The sequence below is a fragment of the Crossiella sp. S99.2 genome, from assembly GCF_023094165.1.
Lineage (GTDB): Bacteria > Actinomycetota > Actinomycetes > Mycobacteriales > Pseudonocardiaceae > Crossiella.
In genome coordinates this window covers 813,208-836,091 of sequence record NZ_JALMDK010000001.1, presented here as the reverse complement: position 1 = coordinate 836,091, position 22,884 = coordinate 813,208, and the positions used below count along the sequence as shown (strand labels likewise).

Below are 22,884 nucleotides of genomic sequence, written 5' to 3'. Positions count from 1 at the left end.
GGTGGAGAACACCTCGGTCCGGATCGACCCGCCCGCCGCGCCCGCGCGGCCCCGCCGCACCGGACGGCGGATCGTCGCCGCGGTGGTGGCCACCCTGGTGGTGCTGACCCTCGGCGCGGGCGGCGTCGGCTGGTACTACAGCGGGGAGTTGCTTGTCCCCTACTCGGGTGAACCGCAGTTCCGGGACCTGGTGGTGGCCACCAGCACCGGCACGGTGACCCTGGAGGACAGCGAGAACTCCCGCCAGCCGGGCACGTTCACCCTGGTCTGGCCGGGTGGCGCGACCCGGGTCGGGGAGGTGGTGCGCCGTTCCGGCGAGCAGGTGGAGCGCCAGTTGGTCGGGGCCGGCACGGTGACCGCCGGGACCAAGGTGCGCTTCGACAACGACGTGTTCGACGGCGATCCGAAGCGAGCGCACGGCCTGGACTTCACCGAGGTGCCCATCCCCTCCGAGCTGGGCCCGATGCCCGCCTGGCTGGTGCGGCCGGAGACCGGCAAGGACACCGGGGTGTGGGTGGTGCAGGTGCACGGGCGGGGCGCCAGCCGGGACGAGACGCTGCGGATGATCCCGGCGATCCGGAAACTCGGATACACAAACCTTTCGGTTACTTACCGCAATGACAAAGGCGCGCCAATTTCACCCGATGGGCTGTATCACCTGGGTGACACAGAATGGCGGGACGCGGAAGCCGCGGTGCGGTTCGCGGTGCAGAGCGGCGCCCGCAAGGTGGTGTTGTTCGGTTACTCGATGGGCGGGGCGATCATCGGCCAGCTCCTGGCCCGCTCCGAACTGGCATGGGGCGTGGCCGCGGTCGTGCTGGACGCACCCGTGCTGAGCTGGAAGAAGACCCTTGACTGGCAGGCCGGTGAACGTGGTCTGCCGAAGTTCCTGACCCCCATCGCGACCACGGTGTCCAGCTGGCGCTCCGGCATCGACTTCGACCGCCTGGAGCTGATCGAGCGCCCACCGGCGGCCAAGCCGCCCACCCTGGTCATCCACGGTTCGGCCGACGGCACGGTGCCGGTCCAGGCCAGCCGTGACCTGGCCGAGCAGTCCCGGCGACTGGCCTGGCCGGTGCAGTACGAGGAGGTGCCCGGCGCCGACCACGTGGCCGCGTGGAACCTGAATCCGGCCGGTTACGAGCAGATGATCAGCGCTTTTCTCACCCGGCTGCCGGGGCTGCGCCCGTCCTGACCAGCGCGGCGACCGGCAGGACCGAACCGGCCGAAAGTCGCCAGGGCGACGTTCAAACATGGCAAACCCGGCCGGATGTCACTGCCCGGTGCCCGGATATGTAACGATGTCCGGGCGGACGCGCAGCCGGTGTCCGTGATCCGCCGTGGTGTAACGGCAGCACCTCGGATTTTGGTTCCGATGGTCCAGGTTCGAATCCTGGCGGCGGAGCGGTGCGGACTCGGGGAGGGTCCAACCCGAACGGTGGACAACCGGCGGCTATGCGACACGTCAGTAAGGGGGTGTGCGCCACTGTCCTCGGAAACGGTCGACAGGCGGGACGGCCCCTTGCCCACGCGGTCTGAACTATCCGAAGCGTGGTTGGTGGGGCGTGCCCGCGAACTGGCCGCGGTGGCGCAGAACAGCGAGCTGGGCATCCAGCTCAACGCCGCCGAGGAGACCGACGAGCTGCTCACCGAGGCGCAGCGGCGCGGCGAACCCTGGATGGTCGGCGAGATCCTGCGCTGTGCCGCGGTGGTCCGCCTGGTCACCCCCAGCATCGCCGATGACGCGGAACCGCTGCTGGAGGAGATGATCGCGCACACCCGCAGGCACGGTCTGCTGGTGCTGGAGGCCGACGCGCACGCGTTGTCCGGCCGCCGCGCGCTGATGGCCGACCGCGAGGACGCGGCGCTGTCCTCCATCGCCAAGGCGCTGGCCATGCTGGACGACGAACCCGCCCCGGACGCGCTGTTACCGCGCCGCGCCTGGGACCGGCTGCTGGTCTCCGCGCTGGTCGACATCGGCCTGGTGCTCACCCAGCTCGGCGTCTACGACATGGCCGACCAGGAACTGGCCAAGGCCAACCAGCACATCCGGCACTCCGGTGGCCCGCACGACATCGCGGTGCACCTGATCAACCGGGTCCGGCTGCAGCTGGGCTGGGGCCTGCGGCTGGAGCGGGTGGACCGGGACGAGGCGGCGCTGGACCGTTTCGCCACCGCCTCGGCCATAGCGGTCGCCGTGGAGGGCCCGTGGCGGGAGTCGCTGTTCCCGCGCCGCACCGATCTGCCCGCGGCCGCCCAGGTGCCGGTGCTCGGCGCCGCGCACGCGCTGGCCCGGCCGGGGATGGAACACGTGGAGGGGCTCAAGGACCTGCTCGACCAGGCCATGTACCCACCCGAGATGATCATGACCTCGATCGCGCTGGCCCGCTGCCTCGCCGAGGGCGACCGGCATGAGGAGGCGCTGTCCGCGCTGACCAAGGTGCGCATGCAGCTGGAGCACGACAGCTCCGAGCCCTCGCTGCGGCTGTGCCTGGTGCGCGAGTTCGCCCGGTTGTCCGGGCCGGACAGCCGGGCCACCAACACCGCGCTCTCGGAGTACGCCAACGAGCTGGAGAACGAGCTGTGGGGACTGGCCCGCACCCGTGAGTCCACCCTGCGCACCCGCCTGGACCACGAGCGGCTGACCCGCAAGCACGGCGCCATGGCCCAGCAGGCGCTGCAGGACCCGCTGACCGGCCTGCCGAACCGGCGCGCGCTGGACGAGCGGATGGACACCCTGTTCAACGCGCCCGGCGCCTACCCGCTGTCGGTGGCGCTGATCGACCTGGACGGGTTCAAGGGCGTCAACGACCGGCACTCGCACGCCGAGGGCGATGACGTGCTGCGCGCGGTGGCCAGCACCATCCGGGACGCGCTGCGCGGGGACGACCTGGTGGCCCGCTACGGCGGCGACGAGTTCGTGGTGCTGCTGCCCGGCGCCCCGATCTCGGCCGCGGAGGCCGCGCTCAACCGCGCGGTGGACGCGGTCGACCGGCTGCCCGTGCACCTGTCCCGCGGGGTCACCCTCTCCATTGGCGTCGTCGCCGTGTTCCCGCAGGAAAGCCCAGGCCAGGCCCTGTCCAGAGCGGACTCGGCGATGTACTGCGCCAAGCGCGAGGGCGGCAACCGGGTCTACGGCGGCCCGGCGGGCGCCGGTCTGGAGAGCTTGAGCGGCCCCGGACTGCTCCCGCCGATCGCCCCGTAGGATCGGCGGGCGCGGCCCCCGTCGCGGGGTGGTCCGCGCTCGGACTTTCCACAGACGGCAGGCAGGGAGATCAACCCCATGCTCCAGGGCGACGTCGGCCCCATCACCGCGATCGTGCTCGCCGCAGGCGAAGGCACTCGCATGCGCTCGGCCACTCCGAAGGTGCTGCACCGGCTGGCCGGCCGCACCCTCGTCGAACACGCGGTGCGCGCCGCGGCCGAGCTGGGCCCGGACCACCTCGCGGTGGTCGTCGGGCACGGCCGGGAGGCGGTGCGGGACCACCTCGACACCGTCGGCAAGGCCCTGGACCGCGAGATCCGGATCGCCGTGCAGGACCAGCAGAACGGCACCGGGCACGCGGTGAGCTGCGCGCTGGACACGCTGCCCGGCGAGCTGTCCGGGGTGGTCGTGGTGACCTACGGCGATGTGCCGCTGCTGGACGCGGAGACCCTGCGCGGCCTGCTCGCCGAGCACCGGCACGCGGGCAACGCGGTCACCGTGCTCACCGCGAAGGTGGACAACCCGACCGGCTACGGCCGGATCGTGCGCGACGCCACCGGGGTGGTCACCGCGATCGTGGAGCAGAAGGACGCCGACGAGGCGCAGCGGGCCATCCAGGAGATCAACTCCGGCGTGTACGCCTTCGACGCGGCCGTGCTGCGCGGCGCGATCGGCAGGCTGTCCACCGACAACGCCCAGGGCGAGCTGTACCTCACCGACGTGCTCTCCATCGCCCGCGGCGACGGGCTGCGGGTGGGCGCGCTGGTCAGCGCGGACGCCTGGCTGGTGGAGGGGGTCAACGACCGGGTGCAGCTGGCCCGGCTGGGCGCGGAGCTGAACCGGCGGCTGCTGGAGCGCTGGATGCGCGAGGGCGTCACCGTGATCGACCCGGCCTCGGTCTGGCTGGACGCGGACGTGGAGCTGGCCAGGGATGTGCTGCTGCACCCCGGCGTGCAGCTGCGCGCGGGCGTGCGGGTGGGCGAGGGCGCGGAGATCGGCCCGGACACCACGCTGGCCGAGTCCGAGGTCGGCGCGGGCGCCAAGGTGATCCGCACGCACGGCACCGGCGCGGTGATCGGCGACAACGCCAGCGTCGGGCCGTTCGCCTACCTGCGGCCGGGCACCCGGCTGGGGGTCAAGGGCAAGATCGGCACCTTCGTGGAGACCAAGAACGCCAGCATCGGCGAAGGCGCCAAGGTGCCGCATCTCACGTACGTGGGCGACGCCACGATCGGCGAGTTCTCCAACATCGGCGCCGCTTCAGTTTTCGTGAACTACGACGGGGTCAGCAAGCACCACACGACGATCGGCGCGCACTGCCGGACCGGCTCGGACAACATGTTCATCGCGCCTGTGACCATTGGCGATGGCGTCTACACCGCCGCCGGATCGGTGATCACCAACGATGTGCCGCCGGGGTCCATGGCGGTGGCAAGGGCCAAGCAGCGGAACATCCCCGGTTGGGTGGAACGCAAGCGTCCCGGCACCGCCGCCGCGGATGCTGCCGCGCGAGCACTCGCTGTCACCAGCGATGATGGGGGCAAACACCAGCCAAACGGGGAGTGAAAATACCGTGAGCGCGATGTCGGCGACCCCCAAGAAGAGCTTGATGCTCTTCTCCGGTCGCAGCCACCCCGAGTTGGCCGACGAAGTGGCCAAGCACCTGGACGTGACTGTGACCCCGCAGTCGGCGTACGAATTCGCCAACGGGGAGATCTTCGTTCGGTTCGAGGAGTCGGTGCGCGGCTGCGACGCGTTCGTCATCCAGAGCCACTGCGAGCCGATCAACACCTGGGTGATGGAACAGCTGATCATGGTGGACGCGCTCAAGCGCGCCAGCGCCAAGCGGATCACCGTGATCATGCCGTTCTACCCGTACGCGCGGCAGGACAAGAAGCACCGCGGCCGGGAGCCGATCTCGGCCCGGCTGATCGCCGACCTGTTCAAGGTCGCCGGGGCCGACCGGATCATGACCGTGGACCTGCACACCGCGCAGATCCAGGGCTTCTTCGACGGCCCGGTCGACCACCTGCTGGCGATGCGGCTGCTGGCCGACTACGTGGGTGAGAAGTACTCGGGCCGGGACATCACGGTCGTGTCCCCCGACTCGGGCCGCACCAAGCTCGCGGAGAAGTGGGCGGACACCCTCGGCGGCTGTCCGATCGCCTTCATCCACAAGACCAGGGACCCGCTCAAGCCGAACGAGGTGGTCGCCAACCGGGTGGTTGGCGATGTGCGCGGGCGGCTGTGCGTGGTGATCGACGACATGGTCGACACCGGCGGCACCATCGCCAAGGCGGCCGACCAGCTGCGGGCCGAGGGCGCGGCGGACGTGATCATCGCGGCCACCCACGGCATCCTCAGCAACGACGCCCCGAAGAAGCTGGCCGCCTCCGGGGCCAGCGAGGCCATCTTCACCAACACGCTGCCCATCCCCGAGGAGAAGCAGTTCCCCGGGCTGAAGGTGCTCTCCATCGCTCCGCTGCTGGCCAAGGCCATTCACGCGGTGTTCGAGGACGGCTCGGTGACCAGCCTGTTCGACGGTCACGCCTGATCTTGCGGCAGTAGTTCCGTCACGCGCCGGGCCCCCCGCTCCAGGGGTGCCCGGCGCGTGTTTCGTAAGGGCCCCAAGGCGGAAAACCCGGATGGCGGTACCCCCGATTGGGACCGGGAGCCCGTACAGGCATACACTGGTTGGGTTGCCTCGGCGAGGGTGTTCTTCTCGCGGCTCCGTGATCGACGCGGCGGCGTTCATTCGCCGCGTGTTGTCATTTTCCGCCGCGCTGGGTACGCCGCCGCAGGTCACCACACACGACTGAGTTTTATTCTGCCCGACGTCATGCAAGGAGAGCATCGCCGTGTCCGAGGTCCGTCTCGCAGCCGAGCCGCGCACCGAGTTCGGCAAGGGCGCCGCTCGCCGTACCCGCCGCGCTGGAAAAATTCCCGCGGTGCTCTACGGCCACGGCTCCGACCCGAAGCATGTAGCCCTGCCCGCTCTGGAGTTCGCCCGCGTCGTGCGTGAGCACGGCACCAACGCGGTGCTGACCCTGGACCTGGGCGGCGCCGCCAACGAGCTGGCGCTCACCAAGACCGTCACCACCCACCCGCTGAAGAACTACATCGAGCACGTCGACCTGCTGCTGGTCAAGCGGGGCGAGAAGGTCACCGTCGAGGTGCTGCTGGTCATCACCGGCGACGCCGTGCCGGGCGCCCTGATCACCCAGGAGATCTCCCAGCTCCAGGTCGAGGCCGACGCGCTGAACATCCCGGACCAGGTCGAGGTCTCGATCGCGGGCGTCCAGCCGGGCACCCAGATCCACGCCTCCGACGTGATCCTGCCGGAGGGCACCACCCTGGCGATCGACCCGGAGGCCCTCGTGGTCAACGTGGTCGCCGCGCCGACCGCCGAGCAGATGGAGGGTGGCGCCGAGGAGTCGTCGGCCGCCACCGAGTCCACCGAGAGCTGAGCCCTCGACGTCGGGCATCATGCTTGAACGGCGCGCTGTCCCAGCCCGGGACGGCGCGCCGTTGGCATCTTCGCGCCGCTGGTTTCTTCAGGAGGGGTTCCGTGTCCGAGGACGAGCTGCTGCTGGTGGTCGGCCTGGGTAATCCCGGCCCGCAGTACGAGGGCAACCGGCACAACATCGGTTTCCTGGTGCTGGACGAGCTGGCCGCGCGGATCGGCGGGAAGTTCAAGGCGCACAAGGGCGGCGCGGCCGTGTCCGAGGGCAGGCTGGGCGGTCGCCGGGTGGTGCTGGCCAAGCCCCGCTCGTACATGAACGTCTCCGGTGGCGCGGTCGCGGGCACCGCCCGCTTCTACAAGATCGACCCGGCCCGGATCGTGGTGGTGCACGACGAGCTGGACCTGCCCTACGGCAGCATCCGGCTCAAGCTCGGCGGCGGCGAGAACGGGCACAACGGCCTGCGTTCCATCTCCAAATCGCTGGCCACCAAGGACTACCTGCGGGCGCGCTTCGGCATCGGCCGCCCGCCCGGCAGGCAGGACCCGGCCGACTTCGTGCTGAAGGACTTCTCCAGCGTGGAGCGCAAGGAACTGGCGCTGCTGATCGACCAGTGCGCCGACGCGGTCGAGGCACTGGCCGCCGACGGCCTGGAAGCCGCGCAGAACCGCTTCCACGCCCTCTGACGCCAACTTGGCCCAACTCGGCGTCCCAGTTGGCCCAACTCGGCGTACGACTTGGCCCAACTCGATGTGTGGGTGAGTTAGAGCCACTCCCCCAGGCGCTCGCGGACCTCGGTCCGGCGCAGCTTGCCGGAGGGGGTCTTGGGCAGTTCGCCGGGTGCGAGCACGACCACCGCGTTGGGTCGCACGCCGAGCGCGTGCACGACCTCGGCGGCCACGTTCTTGCGGATCAGCCGTTCCGCCTCGGCCTCGCCCGCCCTGCGGGATTCGACCACCACGGCCAGCCGTTCCCGCCCGTTGCCGTCCCAGCGCACCGCGACCGCGTTGCCGGGACGCACATCCGGGGCGGCGCAGGCGGCGCGTTCCACGTCGGTGGGGTAGATGTTGCGGCCGCCCAGGATGATCACGTCCTTGCGCCGGCCGCAGACCACCACCTGACCGCCGGCCAGGTAGCCCTCGTCGCCGGTGGACAGCCAGCCCTGCGCGTCCTGGGTGGCGATTGGGCCGTCCACGGTGAGGTAGCCAGCGGTGACCGCGGCGCCGCGCACCTGGAGTTCGCCGATCTCGTGCTCGGGCAGCACCGCTCCGTCCGCGCCGATCGCCCGCACCTCCAGGCCGGGCAGTGGCGGGCCGAGCAGTGGGAAGCCACGCACCTCGTCCAGGGCCAGTCCGGTGCGCACCGGCGCGAAGGAGACCGCCAGGGTGGCCTCGGCCATGCCGTAGGCGCACAGCACGCACTCGGCGGGCATGCCGAAACGCGCGCCCTGTTCGGTGAAGCCGCGCATCACGGCCGGGTCGATGGGTTCGGCGCCGCTGAGCGCGATCCGCAGCCGGGACAGGTCAAACCGGCTCTCATCGTCCACTTTGGACAGTTGGCGGGCGAAGACCGCGTAGCCGAAGTTGGGCGCGGCGGTGATGGTGCCGCGGTAGCTGGTGATCAGTTCGGGCCAGCTCAGCGGGGAGCGCAGGAACTCCACCGGAGTGATCTTGACCAGCTCCATGCCCACCGTCATCGGCACGGTGAGGAAGCCGACCATGCCCATGTCGTGGAACAGCGGCAGCCAGGAGACCATCACGTCGGTCTCCGGCGCGAGCTGGGCCGCGGTGCGCATCGCCTCGATGTTGGCGATCAGGTTGCCGTGGCTGATCACCACCGCCTTGGGTTCGGCGGTGGAGCCGCTGGTGAGCTGGAGCAGCGCCGCGTCGGACTCGGCCGAGTGCACTGGCTCGGCCGGCGCGCCACCGGTCAGTTCCAGCACCGGCAGCACCCGGATGCCCTTGTCCCGCAACGGCTCGGCCAGCGCGGCGAAGGTGTCGTCCAGCACCACGGTGACCGAGGAGATCATGCCGAGGGTGCGCACGGTGTCCCCGGCCCAGGCCACCAGGTCGGTGCGCGGGGTGGGCTGGTGCAGCATGGTCACGCTGGCCCCGGCCAGCCAGATGCCCTGCACCGCAGGGGCGATCAGGCCGGGATCGGCGGCCAGCACGCCGACCGCGTCCCGGGGCGAGACCCCGGCGGCGAGCAGGGCCCCGGCGATCCGGCGGGCCTGCAGGTGGACTTCGGACCAGGTGCGGCGGATCGGCTCCTGCGGGGCGCCCGTGGTGATGCCACGTTGCACTGGGTTCCCCGCGGTGGCCACCATCGTCTCAACGAACCGGCTCACAACATCGAAAGTAGCGCGAGTTATCGTCCTCTGGTGGCCCTGAACCGATCTTCCACCGAGACTGCCGAACTGGTGGTCGGCACGGCCAAGAAGGTCATCGCCGATCTGAGCGAGGTCACGGCGGAGGGCACGCCCAGTCTCAAGGTGTACGCGGAGCTGATGGCCGACCACCCTGACCTGGCCCTGTACGAGGTGACCTTCTACCCGGAGCGCTGGGAATCGGTGGTCGGCAGGGACGCTCCGGGCGCCGCGGAATCGGATCCGGAGTTCATCGCGCGGGCCGCCGAGGAGTTGCAGCAGCTGGTCCGCGAGCACCGTGGGTTCGACGCGCCGCGCTGCCCCGGCCATGACCACCCGGTGACGCCGGTGGCCGCCGAGACCGCGCGGTGGACCTGCCCGGAGGACCCGGCGCATTTCAACGCGGTGATCGGCGAGTACCACCAGCGCTGAACTCGGTGTCGTAGCGCGCACCCAGCTCGGCCCGCAGCCGCTGTTCGATCCGGCTGACGTCCTGGCGTTCGGCGGGTGGCAGCGGCGCGCCGACGGCCGCCCGCAGCGCGGTGGCCTCGCCCAGCAGCCTGGCCCCCTCGGCCGGGTCCGCGGTCGAGCCGGCCAGGCCCTCCAGGGCCAGCGCGATCGCCCTCGGGTCAGCGAGGCGCTCGGCGATGATGTGGCCTTCCCGGTGCAGGGCAAGGGCCTGGCCCCGGTTGCCACGGATCTCGGCCAGGAAGCCCAGTTCGGCCAGCAGCAGCGGCGCGCCGTAGTAGGGCTGGGCCAGGCCGCGGTTCCAGGCCAGTGCCGCGCTCAGCAGTCGCTCGGCGGTGTCGGCCTCGCCCTGGCGGCGGGCGCCCAGGCCGAGGCCGACGTTGGCGAAGGTCTCGGCGAACGGGTTGGCCTGCTCCACGGCCAGATCGCGGGCCCGCCGGTGCAGGTCGGCGGCGCGCTCGTGTTCGCCGGTGAGCAGGGCGATCCGGCCCAGCCCGGAGAGCCGGTAGGACACGTCGGTCCACAGCCGCAGGTCCTGGGCGATCCGCAGTCCGGCGGCGTGCAGTTCGGCCGCCCGCGGGTAGTCGCCGGTGACCTCGGCGGCGTAGGCGAGGACGTCCATTGCCTGCAACCGGCCCCAGTCGTCGCCGAGTTCGGTGAACAGCGCCAGACTGTCCCGCCCGGCGGCGCCGGTAGCGGCCAGGTCGCCGTGGAAGCTGGCCAGTTTGGCTCTGGCGATCAGGGTGGCGGCGGTCAGCCAGGGATCGCCGGGATGCTCGCTCAGCAGCCCTTCGGCGGCGGTGGTCTGGCCCAGGTGCAGGTGCGCCCAGGCCAGGAACCAGGTCGCCAATGGACTGTCCACAGTGGACAATTCGGGGCTGGTTTCGCCGATGAGCAGGGCGAAGGCGGCCTGCCAGGGCCCGGTGGTGGCGGTGTGCGCGTCCCGGTAGCGGCCGCGCAGGAACCAGTGCCAGGACAGCGCGGCGCTCAGGCGAGTGGCGGTGGGCGGGTCGGCCAGGTCGACCGCGGCCCGCAGGTTGGCGGATTCGGTGTCCAGGCGGGTCAGCCAGTCCCGCTGGGCCGGGCCGCGCAGATCGGCCTGTTCGGCCAGCTCGGTGTAGTGGGCGAGAAAACGTTGCCGGATCTCGGGTTCTTCGCCGCTGTCCGCGAGCCGGGTGCGGGCGTAGGCGGCGATGGACTCCAGCAGCCGGTAGCGCGGCCCTGGCAGGGCGAGCAGCAGCGAGCGGTCGACCAGGCCGGTCAGCGCGTCCAGCACGTCCAGGCCGTCCTGCGCGCAGATCGCCTCGGCGGCGGCCAGGGTGGCGCCGTCGGCGTGCACGGACAGCCTGCGCAGTACCAGGCGTTCCGGTTCGGTGAGCAGGTCCCAGCTCCAGTCGATCACCGCCCAGAGCGTGCGCTGCCGGGCCGGGACGCCCCGGGATCCGTTGGCCAGCAGGCGAAACCGGTCATCCAGCCGCTCGGCCAGCAGCCGCACCCCGAGTGCGCGGACCCGGGTGGCGGCCAGTTCCAGGGCCAGCGGCAGGCCGTCCAGCCGGGTGCAGACGGCGCGGACCGCGGCCGAATCGTCCAGCACCCCACCGGTGGCCTCGACCCTGGCGGTGAACAGGCTGATCGCCTCCGGCAGGGGCAGCGGCGGCACCTCGTACCGGATCTCGCCGGGCAGCCGCAGCGGTTCCCGGCTGGTGGCCAGCACCCGCACCCCGGGGGCAGCCCGCAGCAGGGCGGCGGTCAGGTCGGCGGCCTGCTCGATCACGTGCTCGCAGTTGTCCAGCAGCAGCACCAGGTTCCGGCCGCGCACCGCCTGAGTCAGCCGGTGCGCCGGATCGCCGGTCTCCTCCCGGATGCCCAGCACCGCGGCGACGGTGGCGGCGAGGGATCCGGTGTGCCCGGCGAGTTCGACCAGCCAAACCCCGTCCGGCGCGGTCAGTTCGCGGGCGGCGGCCAGCGCGAGACTGGTCTTGCCCACCCCGCCGGGCCCGGTGAGGGTGAGCAGCCGGGCTTCGCCGAGCAACTCCCGGACCCGCTGCTGGGCCTGCGTGCGGCCGATCAGGCCGGTGAGCGGGGCCGGCAGGTTGCCGCCGCGGCGCACGGGGGTGAGCGCCGGGTCCTGGGTGAGCATCGCCTGGTGCAGCGCGGTCAGCTCGGGCCCGGGATCCACGCCCAGGTCCTCGGCGAGCCGGTGCCGCAGGTCTTCGTAGGCGGCCAGGGCTTCGTGCTGGCGGCCGGCGAGGTAGAGCGCGCGCAGGTGGGTGGCACGCAGGCGTTCGCGCAGTGGATGCTCGCGGGTCAGCGGGCCGAGTTCGTCGGCCACCCGGGTGTGTTCGCCGAGTTCCAGGCGGGTCCGCGCCAGTTCCTCCAGCGCGGTCAGCCGGTGTTCGGTCAGCCGGGTGCGGGCGGCCTGGGTGAAGTCCGCGTCGGCGAAGTCGGCGTAGGCGGGCCCGCGCCAGAGCGCGAGCGCGTCGACGAGCAGCCCGACCCTGGTGCGCGGATCGGTGTTCGCGGTGGCCTGGCGGGTCAGCTCGGCGAAGCGGTCCGCGTCGACCTCGGCCGGCTGGAGCCGGTAACCCGCCGGTTCGTGCGTCACCGCCTCCCGGCCGAGCACCCGGCGGAGCTGGGAGACCTTGGTCTGCAAGGTGTTCAGCGCGTTGCCGGGCGGCTGCTCGCCCCAGAGGTCGGCGATCAGCCGGTCCGCGCTCACCGGTCCGCCGTCCTGCGCCAGCAGGGCAGCCAGCAGGGCACGGACCTTCGCCTCGGGCACCCGCACCGGGCTGCCCTCGCGGGTCCACACGGCCAGTTGTCCCAGCACCCCGAAACGCATGCGCTCACGCTAACCGTCAGAAAATCATCAGTGGCCCGTGCGCGGCCGCTGAGACAGTCCTGACCATGACGACGAAGACCCGCGAGATCCACCTGACCGCCCGCCCGGCCGGCGCGCCCGGACTGGAGCACTTCACCATCACCGAGGCCGAACTGCCCGCCCCCGGCCCGGGTCAGATCCTGGTCCGCAACAGCTGGCTGTCGGTCGATCCGTACATGCGCGGCCGGATGAACGCGAGCGAGAGCTACATCGAGCCGTTCCCGGTCGGCGGCCCGCTGCAAGGGCACGCGGTGGGCGAGGTGCTGGCCAGTGCGGCGCCGGAGATCCCGGTCGGCGCGACCGTGGTGCACTTCGACGGCCTGCGGGAACACGCCCTGCTGGACGCGGCCTCACCCATGGTCACCGTGATCGACCCGGCGCTGGCCCCGCCGCAGGCCTACCTCGGCGTGCTGGGCACCACCGGCCTGAGCGCGTAAGCCGCGGTCAAGGAGGTCGCCCCGGTCCTGCCCGGCGACGTGGTGTTCGTCTCCGCGGCGGCGGGCGCGGTGGGCAGTGTGGCCGGCCAGGTGGCCCGCAAACTCGGCGCGACCCGGGTGATCGGCTCGGCGGGCGGCCCGGTCAAGGCGGAAAAACTGGTGCGCGACTTCGGTTACGACGCCGCCCTGGACTACCGCGCGGGCGACCTGCCCGGCCAGCTGGCCAAGGCCGCCCCCGACGGCATCGACGTCTACATCGACAACGTCGGCGGCGACCACCTGCAGGCCGCGATCGGCGCCATCCGCCCGCACGGCCGGATCGCCATGGTCGGCATGATCAGCGGCTACAACACCCCGGTCCCCGGCCCGGACAACCTGTTCCTGGCCGCCAGCCGGGAAGCCACCCTGCGCGGCATGCTGGTGACCAGCTACTTCCACCTGTTCCCGGACTGGATCGGCCAGGCAGCGGGCTGGCTCGCCGACGGCACCCTGCGGACCGCGGAAACCGTGGTCGAGAGCCTGGACAACACCGCGGCGGCGTTCCTGAGCGTGTTCGAGGGGGCCAACACCGGCAAGATGCTGGTGCGGCTGCCGGGGTGAGGTCCGGGGGCTACTCGGCGGCGTCCGCCGCCAGCAGCCACTGCTCCTCCACGTCCGACTTCTCCGCCAGCACCGAGCGCAGTTCCGCGTCCAGCTTGAGCAGCCGGGTCGAGTCCGTCGCGGCCTCGGCCAGGGCGGCGTGCAACTCGGCCTCGCGCTTGGCCAGTTTCTCGAACTGGCGTTCCAGGCGGGCGAGTTCCTTGCGGGCAGCGCGGGTGTCGGCGGCGCTGGGGCCGGTGGGGGCCGGGGCGGGGGCGAGGGGTTCGGCGGCGGCCAGGGTGGCACGGGCGATCAGGCCCAGCTGGCCGCTTTCCTCGCGGCGGCGCAGGTATTCGTCGATGCCGCCGACCAGGTGCGCGATCTTGCCGTCGCCGAAGAGCGCGACGACCTGGTCGCAGACCCGTTCCACCAGGTAGCGATCGTGGCTGACCACCACCAGGGTGCCGGGCCAGGAGTCGAGCAGGTCCTCCAGTTGCTGGAGGGTGTCGATGTCCAGGTCGTTGGTGGGCTCGTCCAGCAGCAGCACGTTGGGCTCGGCCATCAGCAGGCGGGCGAGCTGCAGCCTGCGGCGTTCGCCGCCGGAGAGGTCGCCGACCGGCGTCCACTGGCGTTGCGCTGGGAAGCCGAAGAGTTCGGCCAGCTGGGAGGCGGACAGCTCGCGTTTGCCGAGCGTCACCCGGCGGGCGACCTCCTCCACCGCCTCCAGCACGCGCTGGGTCGGCGGCAGGTCGGTGAGTTCCTGGGACAGGTGCGCCAGGCGGACCGTCTGGCCCTGGATGCGTTTGCCCGCTTCGGGTTCGCGTTCGCCGGCGAGCAGTCGCAGCAGGGTGGTCTTGCCGGAGCCGTTGACGCCGACCAGGCCGATCCGGTCGCCGGGGCCGATCCGCCAGGTGACGTCGGTCAGCAGGGCGCGGTCCGGGATGGACAGGTCGACGTTCTCGATCTCCAGCACGGTCTTGCCCAGGCGGCGGCGGGCGAAGCTGACCAGTTCGACGGTGTCCCGCGGCGGCGGCACGTCGGCGATCAGGCTCTCCGCGGCCTCGATCCGGTACCGGGGCTTGGCGGTGCGGGCCGGCGCGCCGCGGCGCAGCCAGGCCAGCTCCTTGCGGGCCAGGTTCTTCCGCTTCTCCTCCAGGGTGTCCGCGACCCTGGCGCGCTCGGCGCGGGCGAAGATCCAGTCCGCGTAGCCGCCCTCGTACTGCTCGACCTTGCCGCCCACGACCTCCCAGGTCGTGGTGCACACCGTGTCCAGGAACCAGCGATCGTGGGTGACCACCACCAGCGCGCCGCGCCGGGTGAGCAGGTGCTCGGCCAGCCAGCGCACGCCCTCCACGTCCAGGTGGTTGGTCGGCTCGTCCAGCACGATCAGGTCCAGCTCCTGGACCAGCGCCGCGGCCAGCGCGACCCGGCGGCGCTCGCCACCGGACATCTCCTCCAGCGGGCTGTCCAGGCCGAGCGCGGTCACGCCAAGCCCGTCCATCACGTTGCGCGCCTTGGGATCGGCCGCCCACTCGTGTTCGGCGGCGAAGCCGAGCGGGTCGAGCACCAGCGAGCGCACGGTGGCGCCTGCCGGGAGTTCGCTGCGCTGGGTGACCACGGCCATCCGCAGGTCGCGGCTGCGGCTGACCCGGCCCTCATCGGGTGGTTCGATCCCGGCGAGCACCTCCAGCAGCGTGGTCTTGCCGCCGCCGTTGAGGCCGACCACGCCGATGCGATCGCCTTGGGACACGCCGAGTGAGACCGCGTCCAGCAACGGCCGAACGCCGTAGGACTTGGACACGGACTCCAGGTTGACCAGGTTGACCATCAGAAGTTCGCGTTCTCCACTTGAGTTGCCGACCGCGCAGGACCAGCAGGTCCTAGGCGTGCACCTCGGGCGGAGCGGAACGAGGGGCTTCCTCGACGCTCATCACCCTGGCGCCGTGCACCGGCCCCTGTGCCACTCGCACGGTACGGCACACGCCGACCCCGGACAGCTCCGCGGCGACCCGGACCGCGGACTCGCCGTCCTGGCAGAGGAACGCGCAGGTCGGGCCGGAGCCGGAGACGATGCCGGCCAGCGCGCCCGCGTCCACCCCGGCGCGCAGGGTGCGGCGCAGCGCCGGCCGCAGCGAGACCGCGGCGGCCTGCAGGTCGTTGCCCAGCAGCAGCGCGAGCTGGCGCGGGTCGCCGGTGGCCAGTGCCTCCACCACGGGCTCGACCGCGCCGACCCGAGGCGGTTCGCCCTCGGCGCGCAGCCGGTCCAGTTCCTTGAACACCGAGGGCGTGGACAGGCCCTCGTGGTCGAGCGCGAGCACCCAGTGGAACTGGTGCCTGGCCAGCACCGGGACCAGCCGGTCGCCCCGGCCGGAGCCGAGCGCGGTGCCGCCGTGCAGGCAGAACGGCACATCCGCGCCGAGCGCGGCGGCCACATCGGCCAGCTCGTCCTTGCCGATCTCCAGCTTCCACAGCGAGGCCAGCCCGACCAGGGTGGCGGCCGCGTCCGCGCTGCCGCCGGCCATGCCGCCTGCCACCGGGATGCCCTTGCGGATGTGCACCCGGACCTTGGGGTCCTTCGGATCCCGGCCCACGTACTCGGCCAGCGCCTGCACTGCCTTCCAGGCCAGGTTGGAGAAGTCGGCCGGGACCATCTCCGCGCTGTCGCCGACCACCTCGATCCCCGGCTCGTCGGCGACCGCGACGGTGACCTCGTCGTTCAGGGACAACGCCTGGAAGACGGTCAGCAGGTCGTGGTAGCCGTCCTTGCGCACATCCCCGACGGCAAGATGCACATTGACCTTGGCCGGGGCGCGGACGATGACCGGTGGTGGAACGACTGCCAGCACGCTCCCAGCCTACGTGTTCGATCGACAAAACATGTCCGGCTCCCGCACCGCGGACGACTTTCTGCCGGTTGGCGAAAGTCTGCCACGGGCGGGAGCCGGACGGTCGCGCTCAGTTCCCGGTTGCAGCCGTTCAGGCGGGGATGACCGCGCCCGCGAACTGCTTCTGGATGTAGTCCCTGGTCTGCTGCGAGGTCAGCAGCTCGGCCAGTGCCTTGATCCGCTTGTCCTCGACCAGCTCCGGCCGGGTGACCAGGCCGTTGGCGTAGGGGTTGTTCTCGGCCTTCTCCACCGCGAGCGAGCCCTTGATCGGGTCCAGGCCGGCGTCGATGGCGTAGTTGCCGTTGACGATGGAGGCGTCGGTGTCGTCCAGGCTGCGGGCCAGCTGGGCCGGCTCCAGCTCGACGAACTTGAGGTTCTTCGGGTTCTCCCCGATGTCCTTGAGCGCCGCGCCCGCCTCGGTGCCCGGCTTGAGCTTGAGCACGCCGTTGGCCTGCAGCAGCTTGAGCGCGCGGGTCTGGTTGGAGGCGTCCTGGGACAGCGCCACCTTGCCGCCGCTGGGCAGGTCGGCGATGTTCTTGACCTTCTTGGAGAACACCGCCAGCGGCTCGATGTGCACCGGGGTGACGAACTTCAGGTCGCCGCCGCGCTCCTTGAGGAACTCGGTGAGGTAAGGCACGTGCTGGAAGTAGTTGGCCTCCAGCTGCTTGTCCACCAGCGAGGTGTTGGGCAGCACGTAGTCCTGGAACTCCACCACCTCGATCTTGAGGTTCTTGCTCGCGGCCAGGTTGTCCTTGACCCAGTTGAGGATCTTGGCGTGTGGCACCGGGCTGACCGCGACCCGAAGGGTGGCCTCCTGGTTGGCGGCGTTGTCGGCGCCGCCGCCGCAGGCGGTCAGGGTGAGGGCGGCGGTGACGACGGTCGCGATGAGGGCGCTGACGCGCATGGAACTGGTCCTATCTAGACGGTGATCTGGCGGCGACGGTCGACCGTGCGCGAAACAAGATCAAAGAGGTATTGCACGAGGAAGGTGAGCGCGGCGAGCGCGGCCACCGAGGTGTAGAGCAACCGGGAGTCGAAGCGCTGGTAGCCGTAGGTGATGGCCAGGTTGCCCAGGCCACCGCCGCCGACCGCGCCGGCCATCGCGGAGTAGCCGATCAGCGCGACCGCGGTAACCCCGATGGCCGAGATCAGCGCCGGACCGGCCTCCTTGACCAGCACACTGCGCACGATCTTGGGCTTGCTCGCGCCGGTGGTCAGCGCGGCCTCCACCACGCCGACCGGCACCTCCCGCAGCGCGGACTGCACCAGCCGGGCCAGGAACGGGATCGCGCCGATGGTCAGCGGCACGGTCGCCGGACCGCTGCCGATGTAGCTGCCCACCAGCGCTCGGGTCAGCGGGATGAGCGCGACCAGCAGGATGATGAACGGCAGCGACCTGGTCAGGTCCACGATGAAGCCCAGCACCCGGTAGATCAGCGGTTGCGGGCGCAGTCCGCCGGGTGCGCTGGCGTGCAGCAGCACGCCGAGCGGGACGCCGCCGAGCACCGCGAACAGGGTGCCGAGTCCGACCATCAGGCCGGTCTCGGCCCCCGCCTGGGCGAGCTTGTCGAATACTTCCGCCCAGGGTGTTGCCTGTTTCACGCGGCTGCTCCTCCAGCGAGCACAGTCGGCCGGCGGCGGACGACGGCGCCGCGCTCGGCGATCCAGTCGAAGGCCGCGTCGGCGTTGGCTCCGGTCAACGCGACCCGGAACCGGGCCACGGGGGTGTCGGCGAGACGGGTCATCCCGCCGCCCAGCAGGTTCAGGTCCACCTCGAAGCGGCTGGCCGCCTCGGGCAGCAGCGCGCCGACCGCGGCGAAGCCGACCAGCACGACATCGGCCACCCGGTCGAAGCGGGCGTCGGTGTCCCCGGCGCGCACGATGTCCTCCACGCCCGGCAGCAGCGCGCCGGAGGTGCGCGAACCGGCCTGGGTGACCAGGTCGAGCACCTTGCCGTGCTCGACCACCTGGCCGCGGTCGAGCACCGCGACGTCATCGCAGATCCGCCGCACCACGCCCATGTCGTGCGTGACCACCAGCACGGTCACGCCCAGTTCGGCGCGGGCCCGGTCCAGCACGGTCAGCACCGAGGCGGTGGTGTCCGGGTCCAGCGCGGAGGTGGGCTCGTCGGCCAGCAGCACCGAGGGGTTGGCGGCCAGCGCGCGGGCGATGGCGACGCGCTGGCGCTGCCCGCCGGAGAGCTGGTCCGGGTAGTTGCCTGCCTTGTCGGCCAGGCCGACCAGGTCGAGCAGTTCGACCACCCGCTTGCGCCGGGATTCCACCGGCGCGCCCGCGGCCTCCAGCGGCAGCGCGATGTTGCCCGCCGCGGTGCGCTGACGCAGCAGCGAGTCGTTCTGCGGCACCACGCCGATCTGGCGGCGGGCGGCGCGCAGCGCGGAGCCGCGCAGCGTCACCAGGTCGGTGCCGTCGACCAGGATGCCGCCCGAGTCGGGCTGTTCCAGCAATGCGATGCACCGGGCGAGCGTGGACTTGCCCGCGCCGCTCTCGCCGACGACGCCGCACACCGTTCCAGCGGGGACCTGGAGCGAGACGCCGTCGAGTGCGACGGTCGTGCCACTGCGGCCCCGGTAGGCCTTGGTCAGGTTCTCAACTGTGATCACGATGTCTCCATGGCAGGGCGGAACCGCGCTCGGCGGCCCGCGCACACCTGTTGCCCGGTTGGTCCCGGGCAGAAAGCGGGTAGAGCGTTCTGGTGGAGGAGAGCGCGCCGTCAGACGGGCGGCAGACCGGTCAGGATCGACAACCGGTGACCGTGCGACGGCCGTGATCGACTACGCGTCGGCGCGTAAGTACGTGCATGAGCTTCATGTCTGCTCCATCGCTCCTGGCGGTAGCACCTGCCCAGGGACTGGGCGGTTGCTGCGGCTTCACAGATCCAGGTCTCTCGGCCGCTCGGGATGGATTTACTCGGACAGTACAACGGACCCACTCGAAGAAAAGCAAGTGGATCCGCCCGTTCGGCCGTGGTTCGTTCGCCAGATCACATGCTGTAACGAACAAGCAGGTGCGACGAACGCACCCCTTGAGGTCAACACGGCACCCAGCGTGGTTATTCCCCGAGTTCCGCCTCGGTTTTGGCGATCTTGACGAAGGCGTGGATGTCGAGCTGCTCGCCCCTGGCGGTCGGCTCGATCCCGGCCGCGGCCAGCACCCGGCCCGCCCGGTCGGCGGATCCGGCCCAGTTCGCCAGCGCGGCGCGCAGGCCCTTGCGGCGCTGGGCGAAGGCGGCCTCGATCACCGCGAACACCGCGGCCTTGTCCGCACCCTCGGGCTCGGCCCTGCGGGTGAAGGCGACCAGCGCGGAGTCCACGTTGGGCACCGGCCAGAACACCGCGCGCGGCACCGCGGAGGCCCGGCGCATCCCGGCGTACCAGGCGGCCTTGACACTGGGCACGCCGTAGATCCGGCTGCCGGGGCCGGCGGCCAGCCGGTCGGCGACCTCGGCCTGCACCATGACCAGGCCGGTGCGCAGCGAGGGCAGTTCGGCCAGCAGGTGCAGCACCACCGGCACGGCCACGTTGTAGGGCAGGTTGGCCACCAGCGCGGTCGGCGCGGGCTCGCCGAGGTCGGCGGCGCGCACCCGCATCGCGTCGGCCAGCACCACCCGCAGGTTCGCCGCCAGCTCCGGCGCGCGTTCGGCGGCGGTGGTAGGCAGCAGACCGGCCAGCACCGGGTCGATCTCCACCGCGACCACGCCAGCGCAGGCGGGCAGCAGGGCCAGGGTCAGCGAGCCGAGTCCCGGCCCGACCTCCAGCACGACGTCCTCGGCGGTGAGCCCGGCCTCCCACACGATGCGGCGCACCGTGTTGGGGTCGTGCACGAAGTTCTGCCCCAGCTTCTTGGTGGGACGCACGTCCAGCTCGGCGGCCAGCCGACGCACATCGGCCGGGCCGAGGAGCGAGACGCCCTGCGGCCCGGCCGGTGCCGGAGTTTCAGTCACCCGCCAGAGACTACTTGGGCAGGCCCAGCTTCGAGGAACAGTGCGGCCAGGCGCCGTAGCCACCGCGGGCGTCCCGGAGCTTGGTGGCCACCGCGATCTGCTGCTCCCGGGTTGCCTGGTGCGGCAGCGGGGCGTACTGCGCGCCGCCGTAGGCCCGCCAGGTGCTCGCGTTGAACTGGAGGCCGCCGTAGTAGCCGTTGCCGTTGTTGATCGCCCAGTTGCCGGTGGCCTCACACTGGGCCAGCTTGTCCCACACCGCGCCGTCCGCCGGCATCTTGGTGCCGACCCGGAGCTTCTTCGGCTTGGCTTCCTTGACGACCTTGGTGCCCAGCTTCTCCCGGGCGGTCTCCTTGCCGTTCTTCATGGTGACCCGGTAGGTGACCATCTGCTCGCCGGGCGTGCCCGGGTCCTCGACCTTCTGCTCACCGCGCATCATGGTCGGGTCCTCGGTCTTCTCGACCGGGGGCTCGATGGCTTCCTTCTTGTTCACCACGGTCACGCCGGTGCGGCTGACGTGGATCTCCGCGCCGTCGCTGATCTTGCCGTCGGCGCCCAGGTTGACCGCGTCGGAGGGGCCGAGGCTGAGCTGGAGCTGCTGGAGCAGTTCGGAGACGGTCAGCGCGGTGGTCTTCATCCGCTGCGGCTCGTTGCCGCCGTCGAAGAGCGTGACGTTCTTCGGGGTCTTGATCTCCAGCGCCAGGCCGTCCACCGGGATGGCCGCGGTGCGGTCCTTGGACAGCCAGGCGCCGTCGTGGTTGATGCCGAGCTGGTTGAGCGCGTCGCCGACAGTGCGGGCGCGCACCCAGGACTCGGTGGGCTGGCCGTCCACGGTCATCTTCAGCTGGCGACCGCGCTCCAGCACGATCTTGCCGCCGTCGGCGATGGAGGCCTGCGGGGACGGGCTCAGCGCGTCGTGCGCCTTGGTGGCCAGTCCCTGGTCCTCCAGGACCTGGGCGACCGTGCTGGCGTAGGTGCGCACGGTGTGCTGGGTGCCGTCGATGTCGACGGTGACCTGCTTGTCCATCGCGACCGCTGCCGCGCCACCGCCGGTGAGCGTGATCAGCGCGGCGGCCACACCGGCCTTGAGGAAGCGACGCTTCCAGTCGGTGACGGCTTCCACCAGCACCGGCGGGACCTCGCCACGGGCGCGGGCCTCGCGGTCCGCGTCGTCCTCCGGCCGGAGGTCGCGCAGCGCCGGGAGCATGGTGGTCTCGGCGTTGAGCAGGCCGATCAGTTCGTCGATGTCGACGTCCACGCTGTCCAGCAGCGCGTAGGCGTCGGGGCCGAGGACCTGGAGCACGTCATCGGTGGTGACGCTCAGGGACATCGACGGATGGCTGGGGTGGTCCAGGTTGACGCCCCGGAACGCCGGCCGGTCCATAACGGCGACGTTGTGCGCGGGGTTCTGTTCAAACCAGGAGTCCGAAGAAGAGGTGTCCTCGAACGTTCCAGTACCCACGGCAACACCACGGGGTCTGCCGGTTCCTGTCACGGGGTCGATACCTCCAGGAGGCGGTGTTCATGCAAGGCACGCCACGGTTGGTCGACGAGCCCCGACACACGTCTCCCTGTTTGGTGCGAACCGTCCCCGAAACCTGGTGTCCCGGGAACGATCACGGGACAGTAACGAGTCCCAGGGGGTTGCGCAAAGACCCCATTGGCGTTTTGTGACCTCGACCACAGCAACGAAAAAGGGTTACCAAGCGTCCTCAACGGGTAACCGACCGCTCTGCCAGCCGGAATACCCGTTCGGCCGTCGCCGAGGTGATCGCGGCGATCTCGGCCACATCCACTCCCCTGAGTGACGCGATGACACGCGCTGTATAGGTAACGGCGTAGGGCTCGTTGGGTCGGCCGCGGTACGGATGCGGGGTCAGGAACGGAGCGTCGGTCTCGATCAGGAACTGGTCGTCCGGCACCAGCCGGGCCGCTTCTCGGAGGTCGGCGGAGTTACGGAAGGTCACCGGACCGGCGAAAGACAGCACATAGCCCTTGTCCACACACTTCCGGGCAAACGCAGCGTCACCGGAGAAGCAGTGGAAGACCACGGTGTCCGGCGCCCCCTCCTCGGCCAGGATTCGCAGCACGTCCGCGTGCGCGTCCCGGTCGTGGATCATCAGCGCCTTGTCCAGCCGCTTGGCCAGGTCGATGTGCCAGCGAAAGGCCAGGTCCTGGGCCGCGGGCGGGGCGTAGTCCCAGTAGTAGTCGAGCCCGGTCTCGCCCACCGCGACCACCCGCGGCGCGGCGGCCAGCTTCTCCAGCTCGGTCCGCTCGGCGTCGCCGAACACGCTGGTCCGGGTGGGGTGCAGGGCGACGGCGGCGAACACCCGCTCATCCCAGCCCGCCGCCTCCACCACCCACCGCGCCGAGGGCAGGTCATCGGCCACCGTGATCACCCGTCCCACGCCGACCGAGGCGGCCCGGTCCAGCGCGGCCCGCACCGAGTCGGGCTCGGTGAAACCGCAGGCATCCAGATGGGTGTGCGCGTCGACCACCGGCGCCGGAAGCGGTTCCGGCATCGGCGGCGGGTCGCCCTTGCGTCCGTGGTCAGCCACGGAGAACGAGCCTAGGTGACCCCGGCAGGCGAGGCCGGAGTACCCGGCCGGCGTGGATCCACACTCCCGCACCACTTGGGCCAACTGGTA

Annotated in this window: 17 protein-coding genes, 1 tRNA gene, 1 pseudogene and 1 riboswitch; of the genes and pseudogenes, 9 read left to right on the top strand and 10 right to left on the bottom strand. The window is 71.3% G+C overall.

The genetic code is table 11. From position 1 onward, the window contains the following. Position 1: 1 nt before the first annotated feature. The 7 genes from MZC64_RS04095 (at position 2) to pth (ending at position 7,352) form a co-directional block, all read left to right on the top strand. Positions 2-1,195, top strand: a complete 1,194-nt coding sequence (locus MZC64_RS04095; protein WP_247755700.1) for a S9 family peptidase — start codon at positions 2-4, stop codon at positions 1,193-1,195. A gap of 139 nt (positions 1,196-1,334) precedes the next feature. After that, positions 1,335-1,405: transfer RNA gene (locus MZC64_RS04090), tRNA-Gln, on the top strand. Between the two features lie 153 nt (positions 1,406-1,558). Further along, positions 1,559-3,205, top strand: coding sequence for a GGDEF domain-containing protein (locus MZC64_RS04085; RefSeq protein WP_247755699.1), 1,647 nt, complete (start codon positions 1,559-1,561; stop codon positions 3,203-3,205). 78 nt (positions 3,206-3,283) lie between these two features. Next, positions 3,284-4,771, top strand: a complete 1,488-nt coding sequence (gene glmU / locus MZC64_RS04080) for a bifunctional UDP-N-acetylglucosamine diphosphorylase/glucosamine-1-phosphate N-acetyltransferase GlmU (protein WP_247755698.1) — start codon at positions 3,284-3,286, stop codon at positions 4,769-4,771. Between the two features lie 16 nt (positions 4,772-4,787). Next, positions 4,788-5,759, top strand: a complete 972-nt coding sequence (locus MZC64_RS04075; RefSeq protein WP_247755697.1) for a ribose-phosphate diphosphokinase — start codon at positions 4,788-4,790, stop codon at positions 5,757-5,759. Between the two features lie 304 nt (positions 5,760-6,063). After that, positions 6,064-6,672 (top strand): 50S ribosomal protein L25/general stress protein Ctc, encoded by a 609-nt coding sequence (locus MZC64_RS04070; RefSeq protein ID WP_247755696.1) that lies wholly within the window; start codon positions 6,064-6,066, stop codon positions 6,670-6,672. Positions 6,673-6,773: 101 nt separating this feature from the next. Next, a complete protein-coding gene (gene pth / locus MZC64_RS04065) occupies positions 6,774-7,352 on the top strand; it encodes an aminoacyl-tRNA hydrolase (protein WP_247755695.1) in 579 nt (192 codons plus the stop codon). A 77-nt stretch (positions 7,353-7,429) separates the two neighbouring features. Here the strand turns inward: pth and MZC64_RS04060 are convergent, their stop codons facing one another. After that, complete coding sequence (locus tag MZC64_RS04060; protein ID WP_247755694.1) at positions 7,430-9,013, bottom strand: fatty acyl-AMP ligase; 1,584 nt, start codon at positions 9,011-9,013, stop codon at positions 7,430-7,432. 33 nt (positions 9,014-9,046) lie between these two features. Between MZC64_RS04060 and MZC64_RS04055 the strand changes: the two genes are divergently transcribed. Continuing rightward, entirely contained in the window at positions 9,047-9,463 is a 417-nt protein-coding gene (locus MZC64_RS04055; RefSeq protein WP_247755693.1) for a histidine phosphatase family protein, read from the top strand. On the opposite strand, the gene MZC64_RS04050 is transcribed toward MZC64_RS04055, so the two are convergent. Next, complete coding sequence (locus MZC64_RS04050) at positions 9,429-12,338, bottom strand: BTAD domain-containing putative transcriptional regulator (RefSeq protein WP_247755692.1); 2,910 nt, start codon at positions 12,336-12,338, stop codon at positions 9,429-9,431. The genes MZC64_RS04055 and MZC64_RS04050 overlap by 35 nt on opposite strands. A 65-nt stretch (positions 12,339-12,403) precedes the next feature. Here MZC64_RS04050 and MZC64_RS04045 point away from each other — a divergent pair. Beyond that, positions 12,404-13,414: pseudogene (locus MZC64_RS04045) on the top strand (NADP-dependent oxidoreductase). A gap of 10 nt (positions 13,415-13,424) precedes the next feature. Here MZC64_RS04045 and MZC64_RS04040 read toward each other — a convergent pair. The 8 genes from MZC64_RS04040 to MZC64_RS04005 form a co-directional block, all read right to left on the bottom strand. Beyond that, positions 13,425-15,221, bottom strand: coding sequence for an ABC-F family ATP-binding cassette domain-containing protein (locus MZC64_RS04040; protein WP_247755691.1), 1,797 nt, complete (start codon positions 15,219-15,221; stop codon positions 13,425-13,427). A gap of 52 nt (positions 15,222-15,273) precedes the next feature. Then, entirely contained in the window at positions 15,274-16,239 is a 966-nt protein-coding gene (locus MZC64_RS04035; RefSeq protein WP_247755690.1) for a 4-(cytidine 5'-diphospho)-2-C-methyl-D-erythritol kinase, read from the bottom strand. A 130-nt stretch (positions 16,240-16,369) separates the two neighbouring features. Then, the gene (locus tag MZC64_RS04030; protein WP_247755689.1) at positions 16,370-17,182 is read right to left on the bottom strand and encodes a MetQ/NlpA family ABC transporter substrate-binding protein; all 813 of its coding nucleotides are present in this window, start codon (positions 17,180-17,182) and stop codon (positions 16,370-16,372) included. A gap of 14 nt (positions 17,183-17,196) precedes the next feature. Continuing rightward, positions 17,197-17,880 carry a methionine ABC transporter permease gene (locus tag MZC64_RS04025; RefSeq protein ID WP_247755688.1) on the bottom strand — a complete coding sequence of 228 codons (684 nt, stop codon included), beginning with the start codon at positions 17,878-17,880 and terminating at the stop codon, positions 17,197-17,199. Beyond that, entirely contained in the window at positions 17,877-18,899 is a 1,023-nt protein-coding gene (locus MZC64_RS04020; protein ID WP_247755687.1) for a methionine ABC transporter ATP-binding protein, read from the bottom strand. The genes MZC64_RS04025 and MZC64_RS04020 overlap by 4 nt, the downstream gene beginning before the upstream one ends. Positions 18,900-19,111: 212 nt before the next feature. Then, a riboswitch (SAM riboswitch) is annotated at positions 19,112-19,203 on the bottom strand. A gap of 145 nt (positions 19,204-19,348) precedes the next feature. Next, positions 19,349-20,239: a 16S rRNA (adenine(1518)-N(6)/adenine(1519)-N(6))-dimethyltransferase RsmA gene (gene rsmA / locus MZC64_RS04015; protein ID WP_247755686.1), complete on the bottom strand. Its 891-nt coding sequence runs from the start codon at positions 20,237-20,239 to the stop codon at positions 19,349-19,351. Positions 20,240-20,249: 10 nt separating this feature from the next. After that, positions 20,250-21,620, bottom strand: coding sequence for a resuscitation-promoting factor (locus MZC64_RS04010; protein WP_247755685.1), 1,371 nt, complete (start codon positions 21,618-21,620; stop codon positions 20,250-20,252). A 328-nt stretch (positions 21,621-21,948) separates the two neighbouring features. Then, positions 21,949-22,758, bottom strand: a complete 810-nt coding sequence (locus MZC64_RS04005; RefSeq protein WP_247756253.1) for a TatD family hydrolase — start codon at positions 22,756-22,758, stop codon at positions 21,949-21,951. Positions 22,759-22,884: the final 126 nt, after the last annotated feature.